Origin of the sequence: Mycobacterium ostraviense, assembly GCF_002705925.1 — a bacterium.
Taxonomy (GTDB): domain Bacteria; phylum Actinomycetota; class Actinomycetes; order Mycobacteriales; family Mycobacteriaceae; genus Mycobacterium; species Mycobacterium ostraviense.
Genome location: NZ_NKRE01000001.1, coordinates 5,560,104 through 5,581,370, shown reverse-complemented (window position 1 = coordinate 5,581,370; position 21,267 = coordinate 5,560,104). Strand labels below are relative to the sequence as shown.

Sequence of the window (21,267 nt, the reverse complement as noted above, 5' to 3'; positions counted from 1 at the left end):
TGGTACAACCCCCGCCGCATCCAAGCTGGCCTCTGCGGGCTCTCACCCGACGAATATGAAGCTGCCTGGAAGGACAACCAGCAGCACCACCCCCAAGCGGCTACCCTCCCACTCGAGGGGGTCGGTCCCAAATAAAAAAGTCTCCGGGAAACCGGGGGAGGTCCAAGGACGCGCATCAGAATGAACTGCGGGATCACGGTGACCGTCAGCGGCACCATGAGCGTGCCCAGGTACATGACGAACAATGTGTCGCGACCGCGGAAATGCAGTCGGGCGAAGGCATATCCGGCCAGCGAGCAGAAGAACACCTGGCCGGCGGTGACGCAGCCGGCATACAGCACCGTGTTGAAAAACATTCGCCAGAACGGCATCAGCGCGAACACTTCACCGTAGTTGGACCACTGCGGGTGGTCAGGGACCAACTTCGGTTGGCTCACTTCGCCTTCCCTCTTCAACGAGCCCGACAGTGCCCACATGATCGGGAACAGGACGCACCAGGCGATCGCGATCAGCGCCGTGTACAGGGCGACAGCGCGAACAACGGTGCGCGTGACCACTCGATCAACCGAGCCCACGGGAAACCTCCCAGGAGCGACGCCGCGTGAGGCGCAGCTGCAGTACGGTCAACACCAGCAAGATGGCGAACATCACCCAGGCCAGCGCCGAGGCGTAACCGAATTCCAGGAAGCCAAAGGCGTTTTGGAAGAGCATGATGCCTAAGACATAGGTTCCGGTTTCCGGTCCGCCGTTCGCACCGGTGAGAACGTAGACCAGATCGAATGCCTGGAACGCATGGATGATCGAGATGACCACGACGAATGACATGGCGCCCCGGATCAACGGCACCGTGATCGACACGAACTGGCGTATCTCGCCGGCGCCATCGATTTTGGCTGCCTCGTAGACGGTTTCGGGAACCCCTTGCATCGCGGCCAGCAGCACGACGGTGGCAAACGGCACGCTTCGCCACACACTGACCAGGCACAACGAGGCCATGGCCCACCTGGGTTCGATCAGCCATGGGATGGGACCGATCCCGACCCAGCCCAGCATGATGTTGAGTAACCCGTTGTTGGTATCGAAGACGAACTGCCAGATCACTGCCATCACCACCGACGAAATAGCCAACGGTAAGAACGTGATCGTCCGAAAGACGCCGATGCCCTTGACTTTCCGGTTCAGCACGCCCGCGATGGCGAGGCTGGTGAGAACCGTCGGCGCGACCGTCCCGACAGTGAAGATCACCGTGTTGCGCACCGCGATGAGAAACAGCGGGTCAGCGGTGAACAGGTCGCGGAAATTCCGCAGACCCACAAACGTCGGCGGGGCAAACAGGTCCCAGCTCTGAAAGCTCATGTACAACGAGAACCCGAGCGGGAACAGCATGAACACCACGACGGCGGCCAGGTTCGGTGCGACGAACAGTCGCCCGGCCCACGGCCGCCGGCGCCAGCGGCTCGGCCTCTTGTGGCGCGTCGGGGGTACCGGTTCAGGTGTGGCGATCGATGTCACGGACTGCGCAGCACCTCGTCGACGGCTCGCGACAGCCCGGTCAGCGATGTCGCCGGGCGCGATCCCCGTAGCACCGGTCCGAAGGTGCGTTCCATCAGGGCGTAGACCTTCGGCCACGCCGGGGTGATTGGCAGGCCCTGGGAATGGCTCGGTCCTCCGGTGAGTATGGCGAGGTTGTCAACCCTACTGTGTGCTTTGGCGAATTCAGCGGAGTTGATCGCGGACCACACGACCGGCACGAATAGGTTCGTTTCGCCGATCAACGTCTGACCGACGGGTCCGGCTGCGAACTTGACGAACTCCCATGCCTGCTCTGGGCGCCGACTGCTCGCCGCGATGGCCAGACCGGTGGCGCCGATATTGGAGCAGGGCGCGTGCCCCCGTGGGCCCAACGGCAGCGCGGTCACATTGAAATCCAAGCCGTCGGCGCGGTCGAAAGTCTGGTAGCGCCAGTGCCCGCCCAGTGCCATCGCCGCCATGCCCCGCGAGAACAACTCCGGCGTGGCCGTCGACTGCAGCTCGGATGCCGTGGGTGCCACCTGGTGCTCGTTGGTCAGGTCGGCGTAGAACTGGACAGCTTCGATGAAGGCGGCATTGTCGAAGTTGAGATGCGACGGGTTCGTTCTCGGCGACGACCACGGCACGCCGTTGTTCATCGCGAACAGTCCCGCGGAGATGGCCGGGACAAAGGTGTCGACGAAACCCCACTGCTTGACCCGTCCGGCGGCATCGTGCTTGGTGAGCGCGCGAGCCGCGTCGAGGAATTCGGCAAAACTCCACGGCTGCTCCCAGCTCGTGGGTGGTGGCCGAATGCCGGCGTCGGCGAAAAGCCGCTTGTTGTAGTACAGGTAATTTCCCGACCATTGCTCGGGAAGGGCGTATTGGCCGCCGTTATAGGTGAACGTCTCATACAGTGGCCCAATGCCGTCCGACGACAGCTCGGCGGCAAAGCTGGGATCCCGCGCCAGCATGGTGTTCAGGTCCAGGAACACACCCCGGTCAGCCAATCCGGCGTAGCTCAAGTCCCACGCCATCAGCACATCGGGACATTTGCCGCCGGCGCAGAACGTCGATATCTGCTGCAGCGGCCCTGGCCCGGACAGCAACGGCCGCACCTTGATGTCGGGGTGGCGGCGGCAGAACTCCTCGACGATGCGCATCCGGGCGTCCGCTTCGTCGGGATTGGCGGCGAAGAAGAACGTCAAGGCGTCGTCGTCGGAAGCACAGCCGGCGGGCCACGGTGCCACTGACGCCACGGTGAGTGCGCCGGCGCCCCGCAACAGGCTGCGCCGCGCAAGCGGCTTGTCGAACATGCTGCTCCACGGTTCTGGGCCTCGACTCCGGTGCCGACTGTATGCCATTTGGCACGTGATACTTCGCGGTGTTCCCGGGATGGCTAACTCGGCAACGCTAAGGCGGCATGCTCGGCATCGGCGGTGATGTCGATCGTCCGGATTCGGGTTGTGCACTTCGAAGCCGATCTGCAGGTACACCTGGCCTCGGCCGGCCGCGCGATCGCGATGCCGGGCGTATGTGCAGCCGCCGATCTCCTTACTGCGCTGGCCGTTTCGGAAGACGCGCGACCACTGGAACGGCGATAAGGACCAGGGTGGCGGCTGCCACAGCGAAGGCGAGGTGGTAACCGGTCAGCGACAAGCCACCATCAGCAGTCACAGCCGTGGATTGGGCGATTCCGGCGAGGACAGTGGGGCCGATAGCGCTGCCGATCTGCAAAGCAGTGACGGTGATGGCAGACGCCATACCGTGCGCAGCATCCGGCACATCCTGTAGACCGATGGCTATGACGGCCGGAAACGTCAGGCCTTGTCCGATACCGGTGATAATCAGGCCGGCGAGGATACCGCCGAGGTAGGGGCTGTGCGCCTCGGCGGTGCACCATAACAGGACACCGCCGGCGGTCAGTGGAATACCCAACGTCAGCAGCACACGTGGCCCGCGGGTTTTCATCAACCGGCCAGCCAATAGGGCGGTGGCCGACACGGCAAGGCTGACCGGAAGAATCGCCAGCCCCGACGATGCGGCCGACATGCCGCGCACCTGTTGCAGGTAGAGCGGAAGCAAAAACAGTGAACCGGTGACACAAAAGAAGAACACGCACGACGCCACGGCCGCGGTGCGCACCGAACCCAAGCGCAGCATCGCCGGGTCCAGCAGACTAGCTTGCTCGCCGTCTGCGCGGCTGCGACGCCACCACAGGTATCCCGCGCTCGCGGCGATAACGAGCATTGCAGCAGCGAGCCCAACGCCGTTATCGCGCGATGCCATGTCGGCGGCCAGGATGACCAGCGTGATCGCTGTGACCAGTGCGGCCGCCCCGACACGATCCACACGCTGTTGGCATTGACGTGCGGTGACCGGAAGCCACCGCAGCGCAGCCGCAGCGGTGAGCACGGCCACCAGCACCTGCAGAGCAAAAACCCACCGCCACCCCAGCGCGGTGGTGATCAGACCGCCGATCACCAGACCGGCCGCGTAGCATCCGGCCTGCGCCGAAGAGAACACGCCCAGGGCGCGTGAACGCATCGGGTCGTCCGGATACACCGACGTCAGCAGGGCGGTGGCCGCCGGCATCGTGATCGCCGCGCCGATTCCCTGCAATATTCGCCCGACCAGGATCAGCCAGAACACCGGCGCGGTGAACGCGAGCACCCCACCGGCAGCGATCATCGCCAAACCCCAAACCAAAACCTGCCGGCGGCGCAGCCGATCGGCCATCGCACCCCCACATAGCAGCAAACCGGCAAATGCCAGTGCATAGCCGCTGACCGCCCACGACAGGCTCTGCGCGGACGTGCCGAACTGCGCCCCCATCGACGGCAGAGCACTGTTGAGGATCGCCACCCCACCGGCGTCCAGCCCGGCCGCCGCGCTTAGCACTACCAGCGGCAAATACCGCCGCAGTCGGCTGCATCGGCTGCTAACCTGAGCGCGACCGACAACGCAGGATGTCGGCCCCAACGCGCACGAGTCCAAAGACGACGAGACCGACGACACTGGATGACAGGTAGGGGTAGTCACACATAGCTCCTAGGTTCAATGGCGGGAAGCTGGCACAAAACACCCGAGCACAACGGGTCCAAGCCGCATCTGCAGCCAGTCTGATCCCAGCTGCACACCACGACCAGACACCGCTTGGGGCGAGTACTGCTGAAGCTTGCTCTGCCAGGGCCACCCTGGCCACGAACGGCCGACAATAATCGAGGGCATGTCAGCGACTGCACCAGTTTCCGACCTGGCCCACTTCCTACGCTCACGCCGGGCCGGTCTGGCGCCCGAGGTTGTCGGGCTGCCCCGCACCGGCAGCCGGCGACTCTACGGGCTGCGCAGGGCCGAAGTCGCCGCACTGGCCGGCATCAGCCCCGAGTACTACACCCGCCTGGAGCAAGGTCGCCAACGCCGCCCTTCCCCGGAAGTCCTCGACGCGCTGGCCACCGCGATGCGGCTCGATGAAGACAGTCGCCGACATCTGCACCACCTTGCCGCCGGCGGCGCCCACCAAGCCAACGACCGGGCACCGGTCGACCCGCCGACGGTGCCAAAAGCCACCTTGCGCCTGCTCAGATCGCTTTCCGTTTGGCCCGCGCACGTCGTCACACCAATGCGCGACATCCTGGCCTGGAACGACGCCGCGGCCTGGCTTCACGTCGACTTCGCATCCCTGCCGACCCGATATCGCAATTTCGCCTGGTTCGCGTTCTGCGATCCACGCGCCCCCGACCTGTTCGCCGACTGGCACGCGGTAGCACACAGCAACGTCAATCGGCTCCGCCACGCACTCGCAGCCGATCCGCACAACGAACGCGGCCGCCAGCTCGTGGCCGAACTAGCCTCACAAAGCAGCCAGTTCAAGGCGATGTGGGACAAGCACGACGTACGAGGGCCCCACACCGGAAGCAAAACATTCCTTCACCCCCAAGCCGGCCCTCTTCAACTGGACTACACCGCCTACGTGATCCCCGGCCGGCACGCACTCGAACTCGTCGTACTGACCACAGACGAGAATTCTCCGACATACACAGCACTCACCACCGCAGCCAGCCAGCGCCGAGATCGTGTTATCGCGCACCCGCAATGGGATTGACGACTGGTGAGATCGCCGCGCACTTTGTCGACGTTTACGGGGCGACGGTGTCGACGGACACTATCTCGCGGATCACCGACAAGTTATCGGTGAGATGGCCGAGTGGTGCAACCGGCCGTTGTAGTCGGTGTATCCGGCGGTCGTCGACGCCATCCGTGTGAAGATCCGCGACGGGCAGGTCACCAATCGAGCCATCGACCTTTGCCGTCGGAAAGGATGGGCTGAACATCGCGGCGCAACCGACGGCTGGATCAACCATTGCCGACTCTCGAGGCCGAGGTTCCCACCGCCAACTCCTGCAATTCCTCCGGTATCTCGTCGGAGTCGTAACCGGGACCGGCGTCGACGGTCAGGTCGTCCTCGGTGAGCTGTGTGGCGTTCTTGCCGCCCAGATATTGGGTGAGTCCGGACTTTTCGTAGTGGGTCTTGATCCGGTCGCTCATCAGCCCGATGTATTCGAGGTTGGGAATGAGCCGCTCGAACATGATGCTGCGGAACTTGACCATGCTGGGCGAGTCCAGCATCTGTTCGTCCCAGACCTTGAGCGGCACCTTGTGGGAGAACCACTCTTCGTACACCTCGTGCATCAGGAACCGGTTACGCATCAGCAGCGCCACCTCATAGACCCAGTCTTCGCGTTCGCGGCGTTCCTTCTCCGAGATGTTCTGGGTGATGTGGTCACGCAACGCCAGCACACCGTAGTGCACATGGCGGGCTTCGTCCTGGATCACCATCTTGAGCAGTTGCTTGAGCAGCGGCTCGCGCGTCTGCTGGAAAATAGTGGTGAACGCGCCGAGCGCCAGGCCCTCGATCATGATCTGCATACCGAGAAACTTGAAATCCCAACGGCCGTCGGTCATCAGCTCGTCGATGAGCACGAACAGGTTGTCGTTGACGGTGTAGATCTTCTCGAGCTTGGTGTCGAGGTAGCGCAGGAAGACCTCGAGGTGCCGGCCCTCGTCCATAACCTGGGTTGCCCCGTAGAGCTTGGCGTCGGTCCAATGCACGCACTCAGTCACCTGAGCCGAAGCGAACAGGGCGCCCTGCTCGCCGTGCATGAACTGGCTGAGCAGCCACGCCGCGATGTCCCACGTCAACTTGCGCTCCTCCAGCGCCGTCAGTTTGACGCCGAACCCCTCGATTTCGTTGAACGGCACGAAGCTGCGCGGCAGGATCTGCGCATTCGGGTTGTCGGGAGTGACGTCGAGTTCCCACGGCAGGTCGGCGTCGCCGTCCCACTGCTTGGACACCGCGCGACGGTACAGGTCATACATCTCGGCGAAGTCGCTTTGGTAGTTGAGCCGGAAGCGCGCGCTGTGGTGGGCAGGCATGTCCACGTGGTCGCCGCGCTTGCCTTTGCCCAGCACCAGTCCCCGCACCGCCGAAGGTGCCATGGAGACGGCAACTTTCGGGTTCTGCACCGACAGCATCAACCCGACACTGTCGAGGGTCTGGTGAATCTTGTTCTGCGCCTTGATCGGTAGGCCGCGCACCATCGATTCCACCGAAGTCTTCACTGTCGAAGTCATCTCCAACCTCCTGGGGTTATGCGTCGAGGACGACGCTTTCTTGGGCGTATGCCGAACAGCTGAGGATGTAGCCGTCGGATCGTTCCCGGTCGCTCAGGCAGTTCGGTTCGTCGACCGTCACCGCGCCGCTGATCACTTTGAGCTTGCATGCGGCGCAACCGCCGACAGTGCAGCTGAAGTTGAGCTTCACTCCGCTGCGCAGACCCGCCTCCAGAATCGTCTCGCCCGGCTGTTGGGTGACCGTGCGACCGGTAATGCGGAACTCCAGATCGTGCGGTTCGGTCGGCAGCGTGCGAGTGTGCTGGGGCGCTGCGTAGAACCGTTCCCGATGGATGCGATCGGTGTCGACGGCACCGCTCGTCAACGCAGCGGTGGTTGCGTCCATCAATTCCGGTGGGCCGCAAAGAAACACCTGTGCATCCAGGCTTGGCGCCAATAACGCGGCGGCACGCTCGCCGGTTAGCCGTCCGGTCTCGCCCGGCCATGCCGACGCGGGCTGCGAGAGCACGTGCACCACCCGCAGCCGCGGATAGTTGGCGGCCAATGCTGACAGCCGCCGCGCGAAGATGATCTCGCCTTGCCGCCGCGACGCGTACACCAGCGATATCTCGCGTTCGGGCGACTGTCGCAGTGCGGTTTCGATCATGCCGATCACCGGCGTGATGCCGCTGCCGGCAGCCAGAAACGCCAGCGGCACAGTGTCATTTTCGTCAATGCCGGGGAGGACGAAGTCGCCCGATGGTCCAAGCACCGTGTACTCGTATCCGGCGGCGACGTCGCGGTGCACGAAGCCGGACACGACGCCGCCGTCGATCACCTTGACGGTGCAGGCCAGTCGATCGCCCTCGGCGGCGCTAATCGAATAGGCGCGCTTAACGGTCACGCCATCGACGGCGAAGCAGTGCGTCAGGTATTGCCCGGCGCGGAACTCGACCGGCCGCCCGTCGGTGACCTCCAGCACCAGCGTCACCGCATCGTCGGTCTCGCGGATGACCTCGACAACCCGAACGCTGTGCCGCGCCGACGCCGTCCCCGACTGCCCCCACCGCCGAGACGGGCCGTCGGGCCGCGGCAGGACAACCGGATTGGACTTCTTCGGGTGGAACTGTGCAACCCGCGCAGCCAACGATCGCGGCATGGTGGGAAGGCTCAGCATCGGGTCCCCTGCCACAAAGTAGGAACTGGATAGTTCCGACAATGTTGACAGGTGTCATGTTTTGGCCGTAGGGCCGAAAGTCACTAATCCAAACGGATCGGTCCGAGCAGCTCCAAACAGCATGGGCGGCACGACGCTGTGCCAAGATAACGTCGTGATCCCGGTCGTGAGACCATTTCGCGGCGTCAGCGCAGAGGAGCGACGCGACCTACGGCGAAAGCAATTACTCGACGGGTGCCTCGAAGTTGCCGGCACCGCCGGGATGGCGGCAACGACCATCGAGGCGGTCAGTCGGCAGGCCGGCCTGTCGAAGCGGTACTTCTATGAAAGCTTCCGGACCCGCGACGAGCTTTTCGTGGCCCTGGCGCAGCGTCTGCTGGCCGAAATCAGCAGCGGCGTCCTCGACTCGATGACCGATTCGGCCACCGAACTGATCGATCGCGCGCGGATGGGCATCGGCCGGGTTATCACCGTGCTGACCGATGATCCGCGCAAGGCGCGGTTGTTCACCGAGCTGATCGGCAGCGAACTGCTCAAGGACACCGTCGGCGGGGCCGAGCACGAACTTGCCGAGCTACTCACCCAGCTGTTGCTCGCCGGAACCGGCAGCGACCAGAGCCAGTACCATCGCCTGCGGCTCGCCACCCTCGTGATCGTGGCCGGCACCGCCAAGGCCGTCACCAGTTGGCTCGACGGCAAGCTCACCGTATCCCGAGACGACCTCATCGAGGAGGTGGCCCAGATGTCGGTCGCCGCGGCACACACGGTGCGCAGCGATCTGTGACAGCTACCGTGGGCCTAACCGAATCACGCCGGGAAGTACCGGATCCGGTTGATCAGACGGCCGCGCCACGGCAGGTCGGCGAACATGATCCCGCGCCCATGATCGGATGCCAGCGACACCGTGACGGTTGATCCGGCGCCGTTGATCTTCGACCAGCTGACCCCACGGAGCTGTTGCCGTAGTTCGGCCAGGTCCAATACGTCGTCATCGCCCAAAGTCATTGCCGCCGTTGGCGACAGCGCGCGTCCAGCGGCGTAGGTGTCGCCGCGCCCCACCGCGTCGAGAAATGTTGTCACCACTGTCTTGCGACGCGCGCCCGCCCGGCGAAATCCGGTCAGGAAGCCGGCGGTGCCGCGCAAACCCTGATTACCCAACAACCCCTGCGACAGCTTCAGCGCCGGCGACATCGCCGGTGATCCGCTCCGCAGGAACTGCAGCATCATCGCCGGCAAATCCCAGTATGCCCGGAGAACGGCAATCTTCCAGTCGCCGTTGACCTTTCGCAGGTCGTAGCGCAAAAAGGCGGGAACGAACATCGTCACGGCGGGAGCCATCGCCACCTCGAGTTCGACGTCGCGCAGGACGACTGGGCCGGAGACGATGTCGAGGTCGCGGTGGAACTTGATATCCCGCGGACCGATGAACGTATCGAAGAACCGGCCGATCTGCTCGTGGCCCATATGCGGCTGCGAACCCACCGGGTCGTGGACCCGGCCGTCGCTGGTGAACAGACCTACCCAGGCGGCGCGGTCGTGAGCTGCGGCGGCCCGCGGCGACCGCTCGACGGCGGCCAGTAGGTCGTCGCGATCCGGGAGCGCCATCAGCGGCTCCACGCCAACGCGATGCCGGCGGGGGGCAGCTGCTTCAGCGCCTCGTTGGTGGTATCGGCCGATGCTCCCGCGGTCAGGTCGACCAACACCCTGGTAGTGAAGCCGGCCCGAGCCAGGTCCTCGGCGGTGCGCCGTACGCAATGATCGGTGGCAACGCCTACCACGTCGACCTCGTCGATCCCGCGTTGCAGCAGCCAATCCGGCAGCGTGGTGCCATGCTCGTCGACGCCCTCGGCCCCGCTGTAGGCCGCGCCGTAGGCGCCCTTGCGGAAGACGGCATCGAGGTGTCCGGTGTCGAGGTCGGGATGGAAGTCGGCGCCGCGGCTTCCGGCGCGACAGTGCGGAGGCCACGACGAGCGATAGTTTGGGTGGTCAGAGAAGTGGTCGCCGGGATCGATGTGGAAGTCCTTGGTGGCCACCACGTGCTGGTAACCCGGCCGGCCGGCCAGGTAGTCGTTGATCGCGTGTGCCAGCCGGCCGGCGCCGGCCACCGGCACCGAGCCGCCCTCGCAGAAATCGTTCTGCAGGTCGACGATGATCAGCGTTCGCACAATATCCACACTAGTCCCAGCGGTCGCGGGCTGCCGCGGGCTCCCGCGACCGCCCTGGCCGGTTTGCCGGCCCTCGGACCGGGGAATACCCCGGCCATGATGCTTCGCAGAATCGCACGACCCATGCTGTCAGCGGCGTTCATCGGCCAGGGTGTGGAGTCGCTGCTCAACCCCAAGCCCGCGGCGGAAGCCGCCCAGCCCACCGTGAGCCGATTGCGGACGCTGCCGGATCCGGTGGGCAGCAGCATTCCGTCCAATGCCGAAACGTTCGCTCAGATCAACGCCGCCGTTCAGATCGCGGGTGGCGTGCTACTGGCCGCCGGCCGACTGCCCCGCCTTGCCTCGGCGGCGCTGGCGCTGACGGTGATACCGGGCAATCTTGGCACTCATATGTTTTGGAGCGAGCCGGATCCGGAGCTCAAGGCGCAGAAGCGGCGTGAATTCCTCACGGACCTGAGCTTGCTGGGCGGACTGATCATCGCCTCGGCGGACACCGCGGGCAAGCCGTCGTTGGCGTGGCGCGGCCGGCGCGCCGCGAGCCGACTCTCGGAGGCCGTGTCCTCGACGCTGCCGGGATCCGACGACACCGTGGTGGGCGCCGAACTCGGAGAGCTCGGCGACAAGATTGTGCACGGCCTGAAGGCCGGAGCCGAGCGTGGCCGGGAGCTAGCCGAGACCGTGCGCCACCAAGGTTCCCACTTGGCCGACACGGCGATGGCGCGCAGCAGCCACTTGGCCGACACGGCACGTGAGCAGGTCAAGGCCCCGGGAAAGCGCCGCCGGCGCTAGCCAGGAAGCTCTCGACTATCGCATCGACGTCCTGACTTAGATCCACGACGGCACCTGACTCGTCGCCGGCGAGCGGCTCCAGCGTGTCCAGTTGCGATCGCACGAGGGCAGCCGGCATGAAGTGATCGGTTCGGCCGGCCAAGCGGCGTGCTATCAGTTCTGCGGAGCCGCACCCACCGTCGACTTACCGGACCCCGAAACACCCATCACCACAACGGGAGAACGCATCGGCGACGTCCGGCCCGTGCTCACACCTGGTTGCGATTCCATTCCAGCCAGCCGACACCGCTGCGGCCGTCGGCGGTGCTGACGCCGACCCAGGCGCGCGGGAATTGGCTTACCCGCCCGTCGACGGCTACCAGCCGCACCGGTGCGTGCGCGCGTACCTCGACGGCCGCGGTGAGCTCACCGTGATCGAGGCTCAGCGTCGCGTGCAGCGGTAAACCGTTGGCGCCGAAGCTATCCTGGATGCCCACCGCCTGCAGCTCGGTGAGCTGCCCCTGAGCGTCTTGAACGTAGCCGACACTGAAGGCTGGTGCGCCCGGGATTTGGATCTTGACGCCGTGCAGATGCGTACCGTCGTCGAGGTGCACCGCACTCCACATCCAATCCATGCTCCACCAATCGCGCACGCCCCAGGAGTGGTCCCGTTGCCCCGGAACGGAGTCGAAGCGGTAGCCGGTTCCATCGACGGTGACGGTTCCCGAAACGGTGCAAGGGATTTCGTAACGCGACGTCATTCGATACCGATATGGGCTGCCGTCGGTTGTCCAAACCAGGCACATCGTCACTTCGACCGGATCTCCGGGCTCCCCGCGCAACAACGCCGCGGGGTCGGCGTATGATTGCCCGCGCGCCCGTAGGTCGACACGATAAGTCTGCAGCGGTGCGCTGACGGCATGGTCCAGCTCGACGGCGTCGGTGCGCACCACCCACGGGTCGTCGGGCAGCGCGACGTCGACGTCGACGACGGCCACGGTCGGCATGTCGGGTCCGCACAGCAGCGCGTGCACCCATGCCGTCTGCTGATTGGCAATCCGGCCCAGCCGAAACCAGCCGCCCAATCCCTGTGGCGCGTCGACGAAGTCGGCGTACCAGCTCTCGCTCCACAGCGGTTCGTCGGTCGGTGCGTGGGCGAGTTCGTCGTCGTCCGAAGGCCGCAGCGGCTCGGGTCGCTCAACGGCGGGTAGCGTCGCCAACGCGTCGGTGTCCAGCACGTGGTCGCAATGGCGTTGCAGCATCGTCATGAACAACCGGTCCCCCCGCTCGGTGCGCTCCACCAGCATCGAGGAGACAATTGCCATCATGACGCCGAAAAAGCTCTGCCCGCGGACACCTTCGGCGACCTCGGTCAGGCTGATCGGCGGCTCGGGTCCCAGCGCTTGGTGATAAGTCCGCAGTAGGTCGTCGTAGTGGGTCCGGCGGTCCTGCGTCGGTAGCGCACAGCCCAGGAAGTACGCCAGATCGGTCATCGCGGGGCCCCAGGAGACGGTCTGCCAGTCGACCACCGTCAACGCCCGGTCGGCTCCGGCTGCACCGAAAAGCAGGTTGTCCAAACGGTAGTCGCCGTGTACGAGCCCCTGGATTTCGGTGTGCGCCGCCTCCTGGTAGCCATCGAACGCGGCTACCAGCCGGTCGCACACCTCCCGGTATCGGGGTGCAATCTGGTCGCCGTAGCGCTCGACAAAGCCGGCGTAGAGCGACGCGATCATCGTCTGATTCAGCGGTGCGTCACGGTTGAGCCACGGCGCATCGGCCAGCGTCGCGTCGCCGAGCAGCGGTCCGTGCAGCCGCCCCAGCTCCCTGACCGCAAGCCCGGCTTCTTCGATTGTGGCCCCGGCGATTTCGTCACCGACGACCGCCGGTCCGGCGTCACCGAGCAGCAGGTCGAATGCGCCGGTCGAGACGTCGGACGCCGCGTGGTAACAGGGGGCTATCGGCCCGTCAAGGCGTGGCGCAATTTCACGGTAGAACCGAACCTCACGCTGGTAGAGACCCAACGTCCGGCCGGTCTGCCGGCTCATCGGATCGGTGGCCGCGACCTTGAGGACTACCGATTGCGGGCCGGCGGCCGCTGCGTAGGCGGGCACGACGCGGTAGCACTCGCTCATCTGGCCGGTGCCGATGCGCTCGACGGTGAAATCGGTGACCGTGCCGGTCCCGATCGCCGCGGTCAGCCACGACGCGGTGAGATCGTCCGGTCGTTCGATGACGCGCTCGTTGTCGGGATCCATGGTCACTGCACCAGCGAAAAGCCGTCCCAGACCAACCGGCGGTGCTGGTGCGGATCTAACTCGACGCGACACTTGCCGTCGATCACCAGCACCGCTCGCTCGGTGTGCGTATAGGCCGGCCAGTCGTCGCCCGGTACACCGGTCTGGCTGAAAGACCGCCAGCGCCTTATGACTTCGTCGCTGACCCGCAGTGCATGTCTCCGGTCGGCGGCAGCAGTCAGCAACGCACCGAACGTGGTCCGGTAGATGTCAAAGACGGCAAGCAGTTCGGTTGCGTGCGTAGCCCCGAAACCGGACCAGCGCAGAGTCCGCGGGGCGTAGTCATAGCGGTAAAGGTAAGTAGGGGCGTGCGCGCCGTGCGCCTCGGCGATCTGCCAGGCGGCCGCGTTGAACGCGAAATCCCCGCCAAGTTGGATGCATGCCGACGGCTTGGGGTAGTCCGGGTAGGCCGAGGTAATGCGTTCCCGAGTAGCCGGTTCCGCGTCGGCCAGTAGTTCGTCGATCATCGCCTTGTTGGTCGGCAGCATCTTGAGGAAGCGGGTGAACAACCGGCCTTCTTCGGCGTTGGTGCCCACGATGAGCGGCACCTGGTGCGATCGCCCGGACCGCATCGCCTCGACGGGATCTATAGGGAGGCAGTCATCGCCGAAGGTGGGGCCAATCGGGAAGGCGCCCAACCGTTTCTGCATGCCCTGCTCGATCAGGCGGTGCTGGGCTTGCACCAATTGAACCGGGGTCGCCCGGAGGAGCGCGCTGGCGGCATCGCGGGGGCGAGCGCCCAGCAGATCGGCAAAGCGTGCCGCGAACTCGACGGCCAGCTCGCGGGGACGCACCATTCCCGCCGCCGGGCTTTCCGAAATCGCCTGCGCAAAAAGGCCTTTCGCGGCCGGCACGGCCAGCAATGTGGCGGTGATGTGGGCGCCGGCGCTTTCCCCGAAAATGGTGACGTTGTCGGGGTCACCACCGAACTGGGCGATGTTGTCCCGGACCCACTGCAACGCCAGCACCAAATCGAGCAGGTACAGGTTGCCGTCGATGGGGATGTCGGCCGTCGACAGCGACGACAGGTCCAGACAGCCCAGCGCACCCAACCGGTAGTTGACCGACACGTAGACGCAGCCCCGCCGGGCCAGCGCGGCGCCGTCGTATAGCGGGGTGGCCGAGCTGCCCAGGATGTAGCCGCCGCCGTGAATGAAGACCATCACCGGCAGCGGTTCGGTCGCGGGGACTTCGGGCGTGACGACGTTGAGGGTCAGGCAGTCCTCGCTCATCGGCTGGTACTTACCGACGCCGAGCATCGTGTACCGACGCTGCTGGGGCGCGCAGTTGGTAAACCCGTGGCAGTGCCGCACACCGGACCAGGGCTGCGCTGGCTGCGGCGCCCGGAATCGCAGCGGCCCCACCGGCGGCCTGGCGTAGGGGATGGATCGCCAGCGGTTCACGCCGTCGCGAGTGAAGCCCTCGACGATGCCGGTGACCGTGCGTGCGCGGACGGTGCGCTCGTGCATAACCCGACGTTAGCGGATTGGCAGGGCACACCGGATGGGCAGCACCTTGAGCCACGCCGAGGCCGCTAGCCTGAATCGATGCGGATCGCCGTGCTGGTCGCAGTGCCATTGCTGGTCGCCGGGTGCTCGCACGACATCGGCGGCCAGCCCGGGCATTCGCCGACCAGCAGCGCGACGTCGCCGACGTCGGCGGCGTCGTCGCCGACGAGCAAACCGCCAGCCGGGTCGGCCCCGCCGGCGGCCGGGTCCGCCGCACCGGCGGCCGGCGCCCCGATCTCGGCCGTAGTCGCCTGGATCGAAGCAGGCCGACCCGCCGACCCCACGCGCTATCACAGCGCGAGCCGCGACGGGGTCACCACCGAACTGGGCGACGACATCGCGTTTACCGCTCCGGCCGGCAAAGCGTCGTGCCTGACCGACGCCAAGCACACCGGCAGCGCGCTGACCTGTCTGGTCAGCCTGACCAATCCCCCGCCTGCTCCCGCCACCGCCTACGGCGAATGGAAGGGCGGCTGGGTCGATTTCGACGGGGTGAAGCTGCAGGTCGGGGCGTCCCGCGGCGATCCCGGGCCGTTCGTCAACGGCAACGGACCCGAGTTGGCGGACGGAGACTCATTGTCGTTCGGCGACTACCGCTGCCGCGCCGGCCAAGCCGGGCTGCTCTGCGTGAACTACGCCCACCAGTCCGCGGTGCGGCTCAGCGCCGGCGGCGTCGAGCCGTTCGGTTGCCTGCGGTCGGTGCCGCCGCCCGATGGGGTGGGAACGGCATTCAGCTGCTGAGGTACTCCACTGCCGGGATGCCTCCGGTCTGCCAGCGCGCCCTACGCGGCATATCCGCAGTTCATAGCGGTTACGATGCCGCTATGAACGGGGCACAGACCCGATTCGCCGTCGTCCGCCGGTGGTATCCCGGCGATCGTCTTCCAGGGCTATCGGCATGTCGTCGTCGGCTTGACTCGCTAGTTGAATACAAGGTGCATGCTTGAGAGGTGAGAATCAGCGAGGTCGCCAGGCAGGCGCAGGTCAACGTTCAAACGCTGCGCTACTACGAACGCCGCGGTTTGCTGCCCGAACCCCGGCGGACCCAACTGACCGCGACCTGTGATCGGCACCCCTCCAAACCCGATTGCCCGATCTTGCATGACATCGAAACAGCTGCCGCCACAACGTCAACCGCTACGGATTGAACCATGATGCGAATTGAACTACTCACCTCTCCGGGATGCCCCAATGCCGCCGCCGCCAGGGCGACGATCACCGAATGCCTGGCATCGTTGGGCATCGACATGCCGATAATCGACCGTGTCGGTAGCTATCCCTCACCGACGGTCCTGGTCGATGGGGTTGACGTGATGCGTCCCGAGGCCGGACCACCAATCGGCAATGCGTGCAGACTCGACTTGCCCACGCCGTCGCGGGTTTTCGACGCATTGCGGGCCCACGCGCCCAAGACAACGGAATCGTGATGGCCGACCAGTTCGCGAATGCACCCGAGTCGCCGGCCACCGCCGCCCAGCAGCTCCCGCCGACGATCCGGGAACTGCACCGAGCTGTACTGCGCCGCTTCCTCGACCACGGCCGATGTCACCGTGACGACTTACGCAAGACAGCCAACACGCTGGGCGTCGAACTCGACGACGCGTTGTACCGACTGGAATCCGACGACCTGGTGCACACCGCAGCTGACGGACACATCGAGGTCGCCTACCCCTTCTCGGGTAGGCCGACAACCCATACCGTCCATCTGACCGGGCACCCTCCGGTCGCAGCGATGTGCGCCATCGACGCGCTAGGCATCCCGCTGATGAGCGGAAGCGACGGCGTCATCTACTCCGCCGATCCCGTCAACCAAACGCGGATACAGATTCGACGCCACGGTAGCGACTGGATATGGCAACCCGCCTCCGCCGTCGTAGTCATCAGCCGAACCGATTGCTGCGAAACCCTGGCCAACACTGCATGCGAGTCGATTACGTTCCACACCACCGCGCAAGACGCGCAAGCACATCTCGACAGCCATCCCGAGCTTCGTGGTGTCATCCTCGGCCAGGCCGACGCGATCGCCGTCGCCGACAGCGTATTCGGATCCCTGCTCGCAGCTGACGAAACCACTTCGCCCGACTAGCCGGTACCCGCAAGTCGATGCGCCTGAAGGGCGTGGACGCGAACAACCTGCTGGCCGCCATGCGGATTGAGGCGACCCACGCTAGAACCCGTCGTCGGTATCGTCGGTGAGCAACCTCTCTGGATGGTGGAAGCCATTGGTTCGCGGCTGCCCGTGGTCCAGGTGTGGAGGCGGAATCCATTCGGTGTCGCCGTGGCTGTTTTTTCGGGTGCCCCAGCCTTTGTCGAGGAGTTTGTGGTGCGCGCCGCAGGCGAAGGTAAGGTCGTCGATATCGGTGCGATGGATGCCGGCCCACTCCCGCACATGATGGACCTCGCATCGATAACCCGGCACGTCGCAGCCCGGCGCTGAGCACCCACGATCCTTGGTGTACAAGACAATTCGCTGCCCCGGCGAGGCCAGGCGTCTGGTGTGATACAGAGCCAGGGCTTTGCCGTCGTCGAAGATCGCGAGGTAATGATTCGAGTGGCGGGCTAGGCGGATCACATCTGACATCGGCAGCAGGGTGCCACCGCCAGTGAGGGCCTTACCCGATGCCGATTCCAGTTCTTTGAGCGTGGTGGATACGATGATGCTGGCCGGTAACCCGTTGTGTTGACCCAGATTTCCCGATGCCAACAACCCGCGTAGTGCGGCGTTGAGGCCATCGTGGTTGCGCTGGCTTTCCGAGCGGGTGTCGCGCTCCGCCACGTCTTGGGGCGGCGGTCCGTCGACCACCGGACTCTCGTCCTGCGGGTTGCACATGCCAGGAGCGGCCAGCTTGGCCAGCACGGCATCCAGCCCGGCCCGTGCTTCCGGGGTCAGCCAACCACTGAGCCGCGACATCCCATCCAACCCCTGCTTGCCCAAGGTCAATCCGCGGCGGCGGGCCCGGTCCTCATCGGTGAAGGTGCCATCGGGATTGAGGCAGTCCATCAGCCGCTGCGCCAGCTTCGCTAACTGGTCGGGGCCGAACTGGGTGCCCAGCCGGGCCAGATGGGCTTCGGCTTTCTCCCGAGTCTCGATGTCCACCTCTACCGGCAGGTGACGAACGAAGTCGCGGATCACCCGCACATGCGCCTCGCCGAGGTGCCCGGCGCGCTGAGCGGCAGCAGTCGCGCTCAATTGCGGCGCCAACGGCTCGCCGGTCAGGGCGCGGCGCTCACCGAGCTCGGTGGCCTCGCCCACCCGCCGGCTGGCCTCAGCACGCGTGATCCGCAACCGGCTGGCCAACGCCGAAGGCAGCCTGCCGCCCAACTCCTCCTCACCGGACTGCTCGGCGATCTGATTGATCAGGGCATGCTGGGCTGCCGGCAACCGACGCGCCACCCGCTCGAGCCTTTCCAATACGCGCAACCGCTCCGGAGTCGTCAGCGCCTCAAACGACAACTCGGTCAAGTCATCGATCGCAGCGTCGAGCCGGTCAAGCACCGCCACCACCGACTCCCGATCCGAACACATGTTCGAATACTATCGCGGTGCACCGACAAGAACCCGCTCCGTGAGACTCCTGAAACTACAGTGACGCAAGTGGTTTCAGTCGCTCGCCGAGCCCCCGGAAGCCAGCTCGAGCACGTGAATCTCCCCCGTGGCGCCGTCGACCTCGATGAGCGCACCAGGCTGCAGGAATCGCGTCGCACCCTGGACGTCGACCACACACGGGAAGCCGAACTCACGGGCCACCACGGCCGCGTGCGACATGGGTCCGCCGAGTTCGGTGACCACTGCCGCGGCGTAGCAGAAGGCGGCGGTATAGCCGACGTCGGTGACCTCGGCGACCAGGATCTCGCCCGGCTCTAGGTCGTCGATGGTCTCCGGACGCACGATCCGCACCCGCCCGCGGACCCGGCCGCCGCAGACGCCGACCCCGCGCAACGTGTCCCCGGCCCCCAACGCGGCCGACGACCCGGTCGATGGCTCCCAAGTCCCGCTGAACACCGTGGGCGGAACAACGGCAGTCAGCCTGCGTTGTTCGGCTCGGCGCCGGGCCACCACTTCGGCGACGTCGGCAGGCAGCGCATCGAGCTCGTCGACCAGCAGATAGAACACGTCGTCGGGGGTTTCGACGACACCGGCCTCGACCAGCCGGCGCCCATACTCACGCAGCAACCCGCGCAGCACCCAAATCGCGCGGACCATCCTGTCGCGGCGAACTTCCCGATCCCGTAGCTGACGCGCCGCCAACAGCGCAACCAGCTTGGCCCGCAACGGGATTACCGGACGCTCTGGCTCAGGTGCGGGCGGCGCGCTCAGCGCCTTGGCCACCATTCGGACCAGCAGTTCCGGATTGTCGGCGTAGCTGGTCGACAGCATCTCGACCTCAGCCGGGCCGCGATGGCCGATCAACGAAAGCTCTTGCAGCACTAGAGCGTAGAACTGCGGCGCCGCCACCGCGAGTTTGCCCAGGCGCTCGCCCGGCTCCCCCAGCACACGCATCACGTCGGGATCGCACCGCGCGGCAGCCACCAGGCGCTGCACCGCTTCCACCGATCGCGCACTGGCCAGTTGCGGCCCCGCCGCCGGCGCGGTGTCGCGGCCACATAAGGCACGCAGGAGCACGTTGAACGCGGCACACAGCATGAACGACCCCGACGCCAAGACCCAGCCGTGAACCACGTGGTCTCGCGCCAGCAGGATCAGGCTCAGCAGCCGGCGATCGTCCAGCTGCGCGATGTCGCGGGTCAGATGCTCCAGACGGTCGACGTCGTCAAGGTAATCGCTGGTATCCAGTGGCGAGCCTGCGCTCAACCCGACCAGGTTGACGCCGAATACCCCGATGTTGCGGATGGTGCGCAGCAGTCTGCGAGCTCGCCGTGATTCCGACGGCGGGCGCTCCTCCCCGAAGATCGGCAGCGACGCCATGCTGGGGCCGAAGAACCCGCTATTGCTGACGATCATGGCCGGCTTGGCGAACGGCACGGTCTCGGCCATGAAGTGCGCCGAGGTGATGGCCCCATACAGCCGGTGGGCGAAGACCGCCACCGTTCGCATCGCGATTTCGCGCTGAATCACCCCGCCGGGCCGCAGCCGTTCGGCGATACCCACCCCGCCGGCACGCAGTCCGCGTACGGTGACCGACGCCGACGACGGCGAAAACGGACCAGGCAGCGCCTCGGACAAATTCGTGGCCAGGAACGTCGGGAAGCGGGGGTCGATCGGGGTGTCGAACTCGCCGTTGACCCCTTGGGGCCCAGCCAATCTGGGAACCACACCGTCCGCTGCCGGGGCGTCGACGGCCGGAAGGTCCTGGATCGTGGCCAGCCGCCAGGGCAGCGATACCACCCTCCTACCCACCGAAACCCGGCCACGCACTGCCAGCACGAAGTCCTGGATGGCCTCCTCGGCGGTCCATGCTGGACGGAATCCCCAGTCGTCATGCAGTCGAGACGTGTCCATCATCGGAACGCCTTGCAGCAGTTCGAGTTCGGCGAAGGATGGGACACGCTGCAGCGCCCCGGAGCCAACCGGCAGAACCGGGCGGCCCAACGCGGCGGCGATCTGGCGAAACGTCGGCTGACCCGCAGCGGCCAGGTTCACCGCACCACTGTCGGTACCCAGGATGGCCCGGATCAGCAGGCGCAGCACGTCGTCGACGTGGACCACCTGCACAACGGAATCGGCCGACCCGTCAGGGAACACCGGCAAGGCCCACACCCGCCGTACCCAATTGTCGACGCTGCGACCCACGATCAGTGCCGAGCGGACGGCGACCCACTGCGCGCCGGAGTCCGCCAGCATCTGCTCAACCCGGGCTTTGTCCAGGCCTTCGATGGAACCTGGTGCGACTTCGGCGTTTTCAGCGGCCGTTGGTGCCTCAGGCCGGTGGATGTGGGCGGAGCTGGTGAAGACGATGCGTCCGGTTCCGGACGTGCTCATCGCCTCCAAGATGTTGCGCGTGCCGTCGATATTGACCTGCTGGCTGAGGTGGCTGTCCGGCCCGGGGCTCCTGGCCCATGCGCAGTGGGCGACGACGTCGGCGCCGGTGATCGCCCGCCTGACCGCGGCCGCTTCCCGGATGTCTGCCGTAACGAAATCGGCTGCACTGGGCCAGCTCTCGGGTCGATGGCGGGCGATGCCGACAACCTGGTGGCCGTGGCTGAGCAGTCTGGCGACCAGGCCCCGGCCGAGCACTCCGCTGGCCCCGGTGACCGCGACTCTCATCGGGCGC

The 21,267-nt window shown here is 65.8% G+C and carries 18 protein-coding genes and 3 pseudogenes; 8 read left to right on the top strand and 13 right to left on the bottom strand.

Going from position 1 to position 21,267, the window contains the following annotated elements; translation table 11 throughout:
• The 4 genes from CDN38_RS25850 to CDN38_RS25835 all read right to left on the bottom strand — a co-directional run.
• Positions 1-575 (bottom strand): carbohydrate ABC transporter permease (locus CDN38_RS25850; protein WP_233428390.1); only part of this gene is annotated, 575 nt, incomplete at its 3' end.
• Positions 562-1,503 carry a carbohydrate ABC transporter permease gene (locus tag CDN38_RS25845; RefSeq protein ID WP_075511745.1) on the bottom strand — a complete coding sequence of 314 codons (942 nt, stop codon included), beginning with the start codon at positions 1,501-1,503 and terminating at the stop codon, positions 562-564. The genes CDN38_RS25850 and CDN38_RS25845, both read right to left, overlap by 14 nt.
• A 5-nt stretch (positions 1,504-1,508) precedes the next feature.
• Positions 1,509-2,825, bottom strand: coding sequence for an ABC transporter substrate-binding protein (locus CDN38_RS25840; protein WP_099319262.1), 1,317 nt, complete (start codon positions 2,823-2,825; stop codon positions 1,509-1,511).
• Positions 2,826-3,063: 238 nt separating this feature from the next.
• A complete protein-coding gene (locus CDN38_RS25835) occupies positions 3,064-4,410 on the bottom strand; it encodes an MFS transporter (protein WP_075511722.1) in 1,347 nt (448 codons plus the stop codon).
• A gap of 328 nt (positions 4,411-4,738) precedes the next feature.
• On the opposite strand from CDN38_RS25835, the gene CDN38_RS29725 reads away from it, so the two are divergent.
• Together CDN38_RS29725 and CDN38_RS31355 are read left to right on the top strand one after the other, a co-directional pair.
• Positions 4,739-5,614: a helix-turn-helix transcriptional regulator gene (locus CDN38_RS29725; RefSeq protein WP_075511723.1), complete on the top strand. Its 876-nt coding sequence runs from the start codon at positions 4,739-4,741 to the stop codon at positions 5,612-5,614.
• A pseudogene (locus CDN38_RS31355) lies at positions 5,602-5,810 on the top strand (transposase); the annotation flags it as partial. The gene CDN38_RS29725 and the pseudogene CDN38_RS31355, both read left to right, overlap by 13 nt.
• Positions 5,811-5,865: 55 nt before the next feature.
• On the opposite strand, the gene CDN38_RS25820 reads toward CDN38_RS31355, so the two are convergent.
• Positions 5,866-7,143, bottom strand: coding sequence for a ferritin-like domain-containing protein (locus CDN38_RS25820; protein ID WP_075511725.1), 1,278 nt, complete (start codon positions 7,141-7,143; stop codon positions 5,866-5,868).
• A 16-nt stretch (positions 7,144-7,159) separates the two neighbouring features.
• Positions 7,160-8,299 (bottom strand): ferredoxin--NADP reductase, encoded by a 1,140-nt coding sequence (locus CDN38_RS25815; RefSeq protein ID WP_075511726.1) that lies wholly within the window; start codon positions 8,297-8,299, stop codon positions 7,160-7,162.
• 154 nt (positions 8,300-8,453) lie between these two features.
• Here CDN38_RS25815 and CDN38_RS25810 point away from each other — a divergent pair, with 154 nt between their 5' ends.
• Positions 8,454-9,083, top strand: a complete 630-nt coding sequence (locus CDN38_RS25810) for a TetR/AcrR family transcriptional regulator (protein ID WP_161951657.1) — start codon at positions 8,454-8,456, stop codon at positions 9,081-9,083.
• 23 nt (positions 9,084-9,106) lie between these two features.
• Here CDN38_RS25810 and CDN38_RS25805 read toward each other — a convergent pair whose 3' ends face one another.
• A complete protein-coding gene (locus tag CDN38_RS25805) occupies positions 9,107-9,904 on the bottom strand; it encodes a nuclear transport factor 2 family protein (RefSeq protein ID WP_075511746.1) in 798 nt (265 codons plus the stop codon).
• A complete protein-coding gene (locus CDN38_RS25800; protein ID WP_075511747.1) occupies positions 9,904-10,464 on the bottom strand; it encodes an isochorismatase family protein in 561 nt (186 codons plus the stop codon). Before CDN38_RS25800 ends, CDN38_RS25805 begins: the two co-directional genes overlap by 1 nt.
• Positions 10,465-10,560: 96 nt before the next feature.
• On the opposite strand from CDN38_RS25800, the pseudogene CDN38_RS25795 reads away from it, so the two are divergent.
• Positions 10,561-11,250, top strand: a pseudogene (locus CDN38_RS25795) (DoxX family protein); the annotation flags it as partial.
• Here the strand turns inward: CDN38_RS25795 and CDN38_RS31350 are convergent.
• The 3 genes and pseudogenes from CDN38_RS31350 to CDN38_RS25780 all read right to left on the bottom strand — a co-directional run.
• A pseudogene (locus CDN38_RS31350) lies at positions 11,222-11,422 on the bottom strand (gluconokinase); the annotation flags it as partial. The pseudogenes CDN38_RS25795 and CDN38_RS31350 sit on opposite strands and share 29 nt — an antisense overlap.
• Before the next feature lie 79 nt (positions 11,423-11,501).
• Entirely contained in the window at positions 11,502-13,487 is a 1,986-nt protein-coding gene (locus CDN38_RS25785; RefSeq protein WP_075511729.1) for a DUF7064 domain-containing protein, read from the bottom strand.
• 2 nt (positions 13,488-13,489) lie between these two features.
• Positions 13,490-14,995 carry a carboxylesterase/lipase family protein gene (locus CDN38_RS25780; protein ID WP_075511730.1) on the bottom strand — a complete coding sequence of 502 codons (1,506 nt, stop codon included), beginning with the start codon at positions 14,993-14,995 and terminating at the stop codon, positions 13,490-13,492.
• Positions 14,996-15,073: 78 nt separating this feature from the next.
• On the opposite strand from CDN38_RS25780, the gene CDN38_RS25775 reads away from it, so the two are divergent.
• The 4 genes from CDN38_RS25775 (at position 15,074) to merB (ending at position 17,120) form a co-directional block, all read left to right on the top strand.
• Positions 15,074-15,775: a hypothetical protein gene (locus CDN38_RS25775; protein ID WP_083044367.1), complete on the top strand. Its 702-nt coding sequence runs from the start codon at positions 15,074-15,076 to the stop codon at positions 15,773-15,775.
• A gap of 209 nt (positions 15,776-15,984) precedes the next feature.
• Positions 15,985-16,182, top strand: a complete 198-nt coding sequence (locus tag CDN38_RS25770) for a MerR family DNA-binding transcriptional regulator (RefSeq protein ID WP_075511732.1) — start codon at positions 15,985-15,987, stop codon at positions 16,180-16,182.
• Positions 16,183-16,188: 6 nt separating this feature from the next.
• Positions 16,189-16,461, top strand: coding sequence for an alkylmercury lyase (locus tag CDN38_RS25765; protein WP_075511748.1), 273 nt, complete (start codon positions 16,189-16,191; stop codon positions 16,459-16,461).
• The gene (gene merB, locus CDN38_RS25760; protein WP_075511733.1) at positions 16,461-17,120 is read left to right on the top strand and encodes an alkylmercury lyase family protein; all 660 of its coding nucleotides are present in this window, start codon (positions 16,461-16,463) and stop codon (positions 17,118-17,120) included. The genes CDN38_RS25765 and merB overlap by 1 nt, the downstream gene beginning before the upstream one ends.
• 81 nt (positions 17,121-17,201) lie before the next feature.
• Here the strand turns inward: merB and CDN38_RS25755 are convergent, their stop codons facing one another.
• Together CDN38_RS25755 and CDN38_RS25750 are read right to left on the bottom strand one after the other, a co-directional pair.
• Positions 17,202-18,560 (bottom strand): HNH endonuclease signature motif containing protein, encoded by a 1,359-nt coding sequence (locus CDN38_RS25755; RefSeq protein ID WP_075511734.1) that lies wholly within the window; start codon positions 18,558-18,560, stop codon positions 17,202-17,204.
• 75 nt (positions 18,561-18,635) lie between these two features.
• Positions 18,636-21,260, bottom strand: coding sequence for a sugar epimerase family protein (locus CDN38_RS25750; protein WP_083044486.1), 2,625 nt, complete (start codon positions 21,258-21,260; stop codon positions 18,636-18,638).
• Between the last annotated feature and the right edge of the window lie 7 nt (positions 21,261-21,267).

Excerpts from the sequence above, each read along its gene's own strand:
- CDN38_RS25840 (WP_099319262.1), bottom strand. The coding sequence starts at position 2,825 with ATGTTCGACAAGCCGCTTGCGCGGCGCAGCCTGTTGCGGGGCGCCGGC.
- CDN38_RS29725 (WP_075511723.1), top strand. The coding sequence starts at position 4,739 with ATGTCAGCGACTGCACCAGTTTCCGACCTGGCCCACTTCCTACGCTCA.
- CDN38_RS25820 (WP_075511725.1), bottom strand. The coding sequence starts at position 7,143 with ATGACTTCGACAGTGAAGACTTCGGTGGAATCGATGGTGCGCGGCCTA.
- CDN38_RS25815 (WP_075511726.1), bottom strand. The coding sequence starts at position 8,299 with ATGCTGAGCCTTCCCACCATGCCGCGATCGTTGGCTGCGCGGGTTGCA.
- CDN38_RS25805 (WP_075511746.1), bottom strand. The coding sequence starts at position 9,904 with ATGGCGCTCCCGGATCGCGACGACCTACTGGCCGCCGTCGAGCGGTCG.
- CDN38_RS25785 (WP_075511729.1), bottom strand. The coding sequence starts at position 13,487 with ATGGATCCCGACAACGAGCGCGTCATCGAACGACCGGACGATCTCACC.
- CDN38_RS25780 (WP_075511730.1), bottom strand. The coding sequence starts at position 14,995 with ATGCACGAGCGCACCGTCCGCGCACGCACGGTCACCGGCATCGTCGAG.
- CDN38_RS25775 (WP_083044367.1), top strand. The coding sequence starts at position 15,074 with ATGCGGATCGCCGTGCTGGTCGCAGTGCCATTGCTGGTCGCCGGGTGC.
- CDN38_RS25765 (WP_075511748.1), top strand. The coding sequence starts at position 16,189 with ATGCGAATTGAACTACTCACCTCTCCGGGATGCCCCAATGCCGCCGCC.
- merB (WP_075511733.1), top strand. The coding sequence starts at position 16,461 with ATGGCCGACCAGTTCGCGAATGCACCCGAGTCGCCGGCCACCGCCGCC.
- CDN38_RS25755 (WP_075511734.1), bottom strand. The coding sequence starts at position 18,560 with ATGTGTTCGGATCGGGAGTCGGTGGTGGCGGTGCTTGACCGGCTCGAC.
- CDN38_RS25750 (WP_083044486.1), bottom strand. The coding sequence starts at position 21,260 with ATGAGAGTCGCGGTCACCGGGGCCAGCGGAGTGCTCGGCCGGGGCCTG.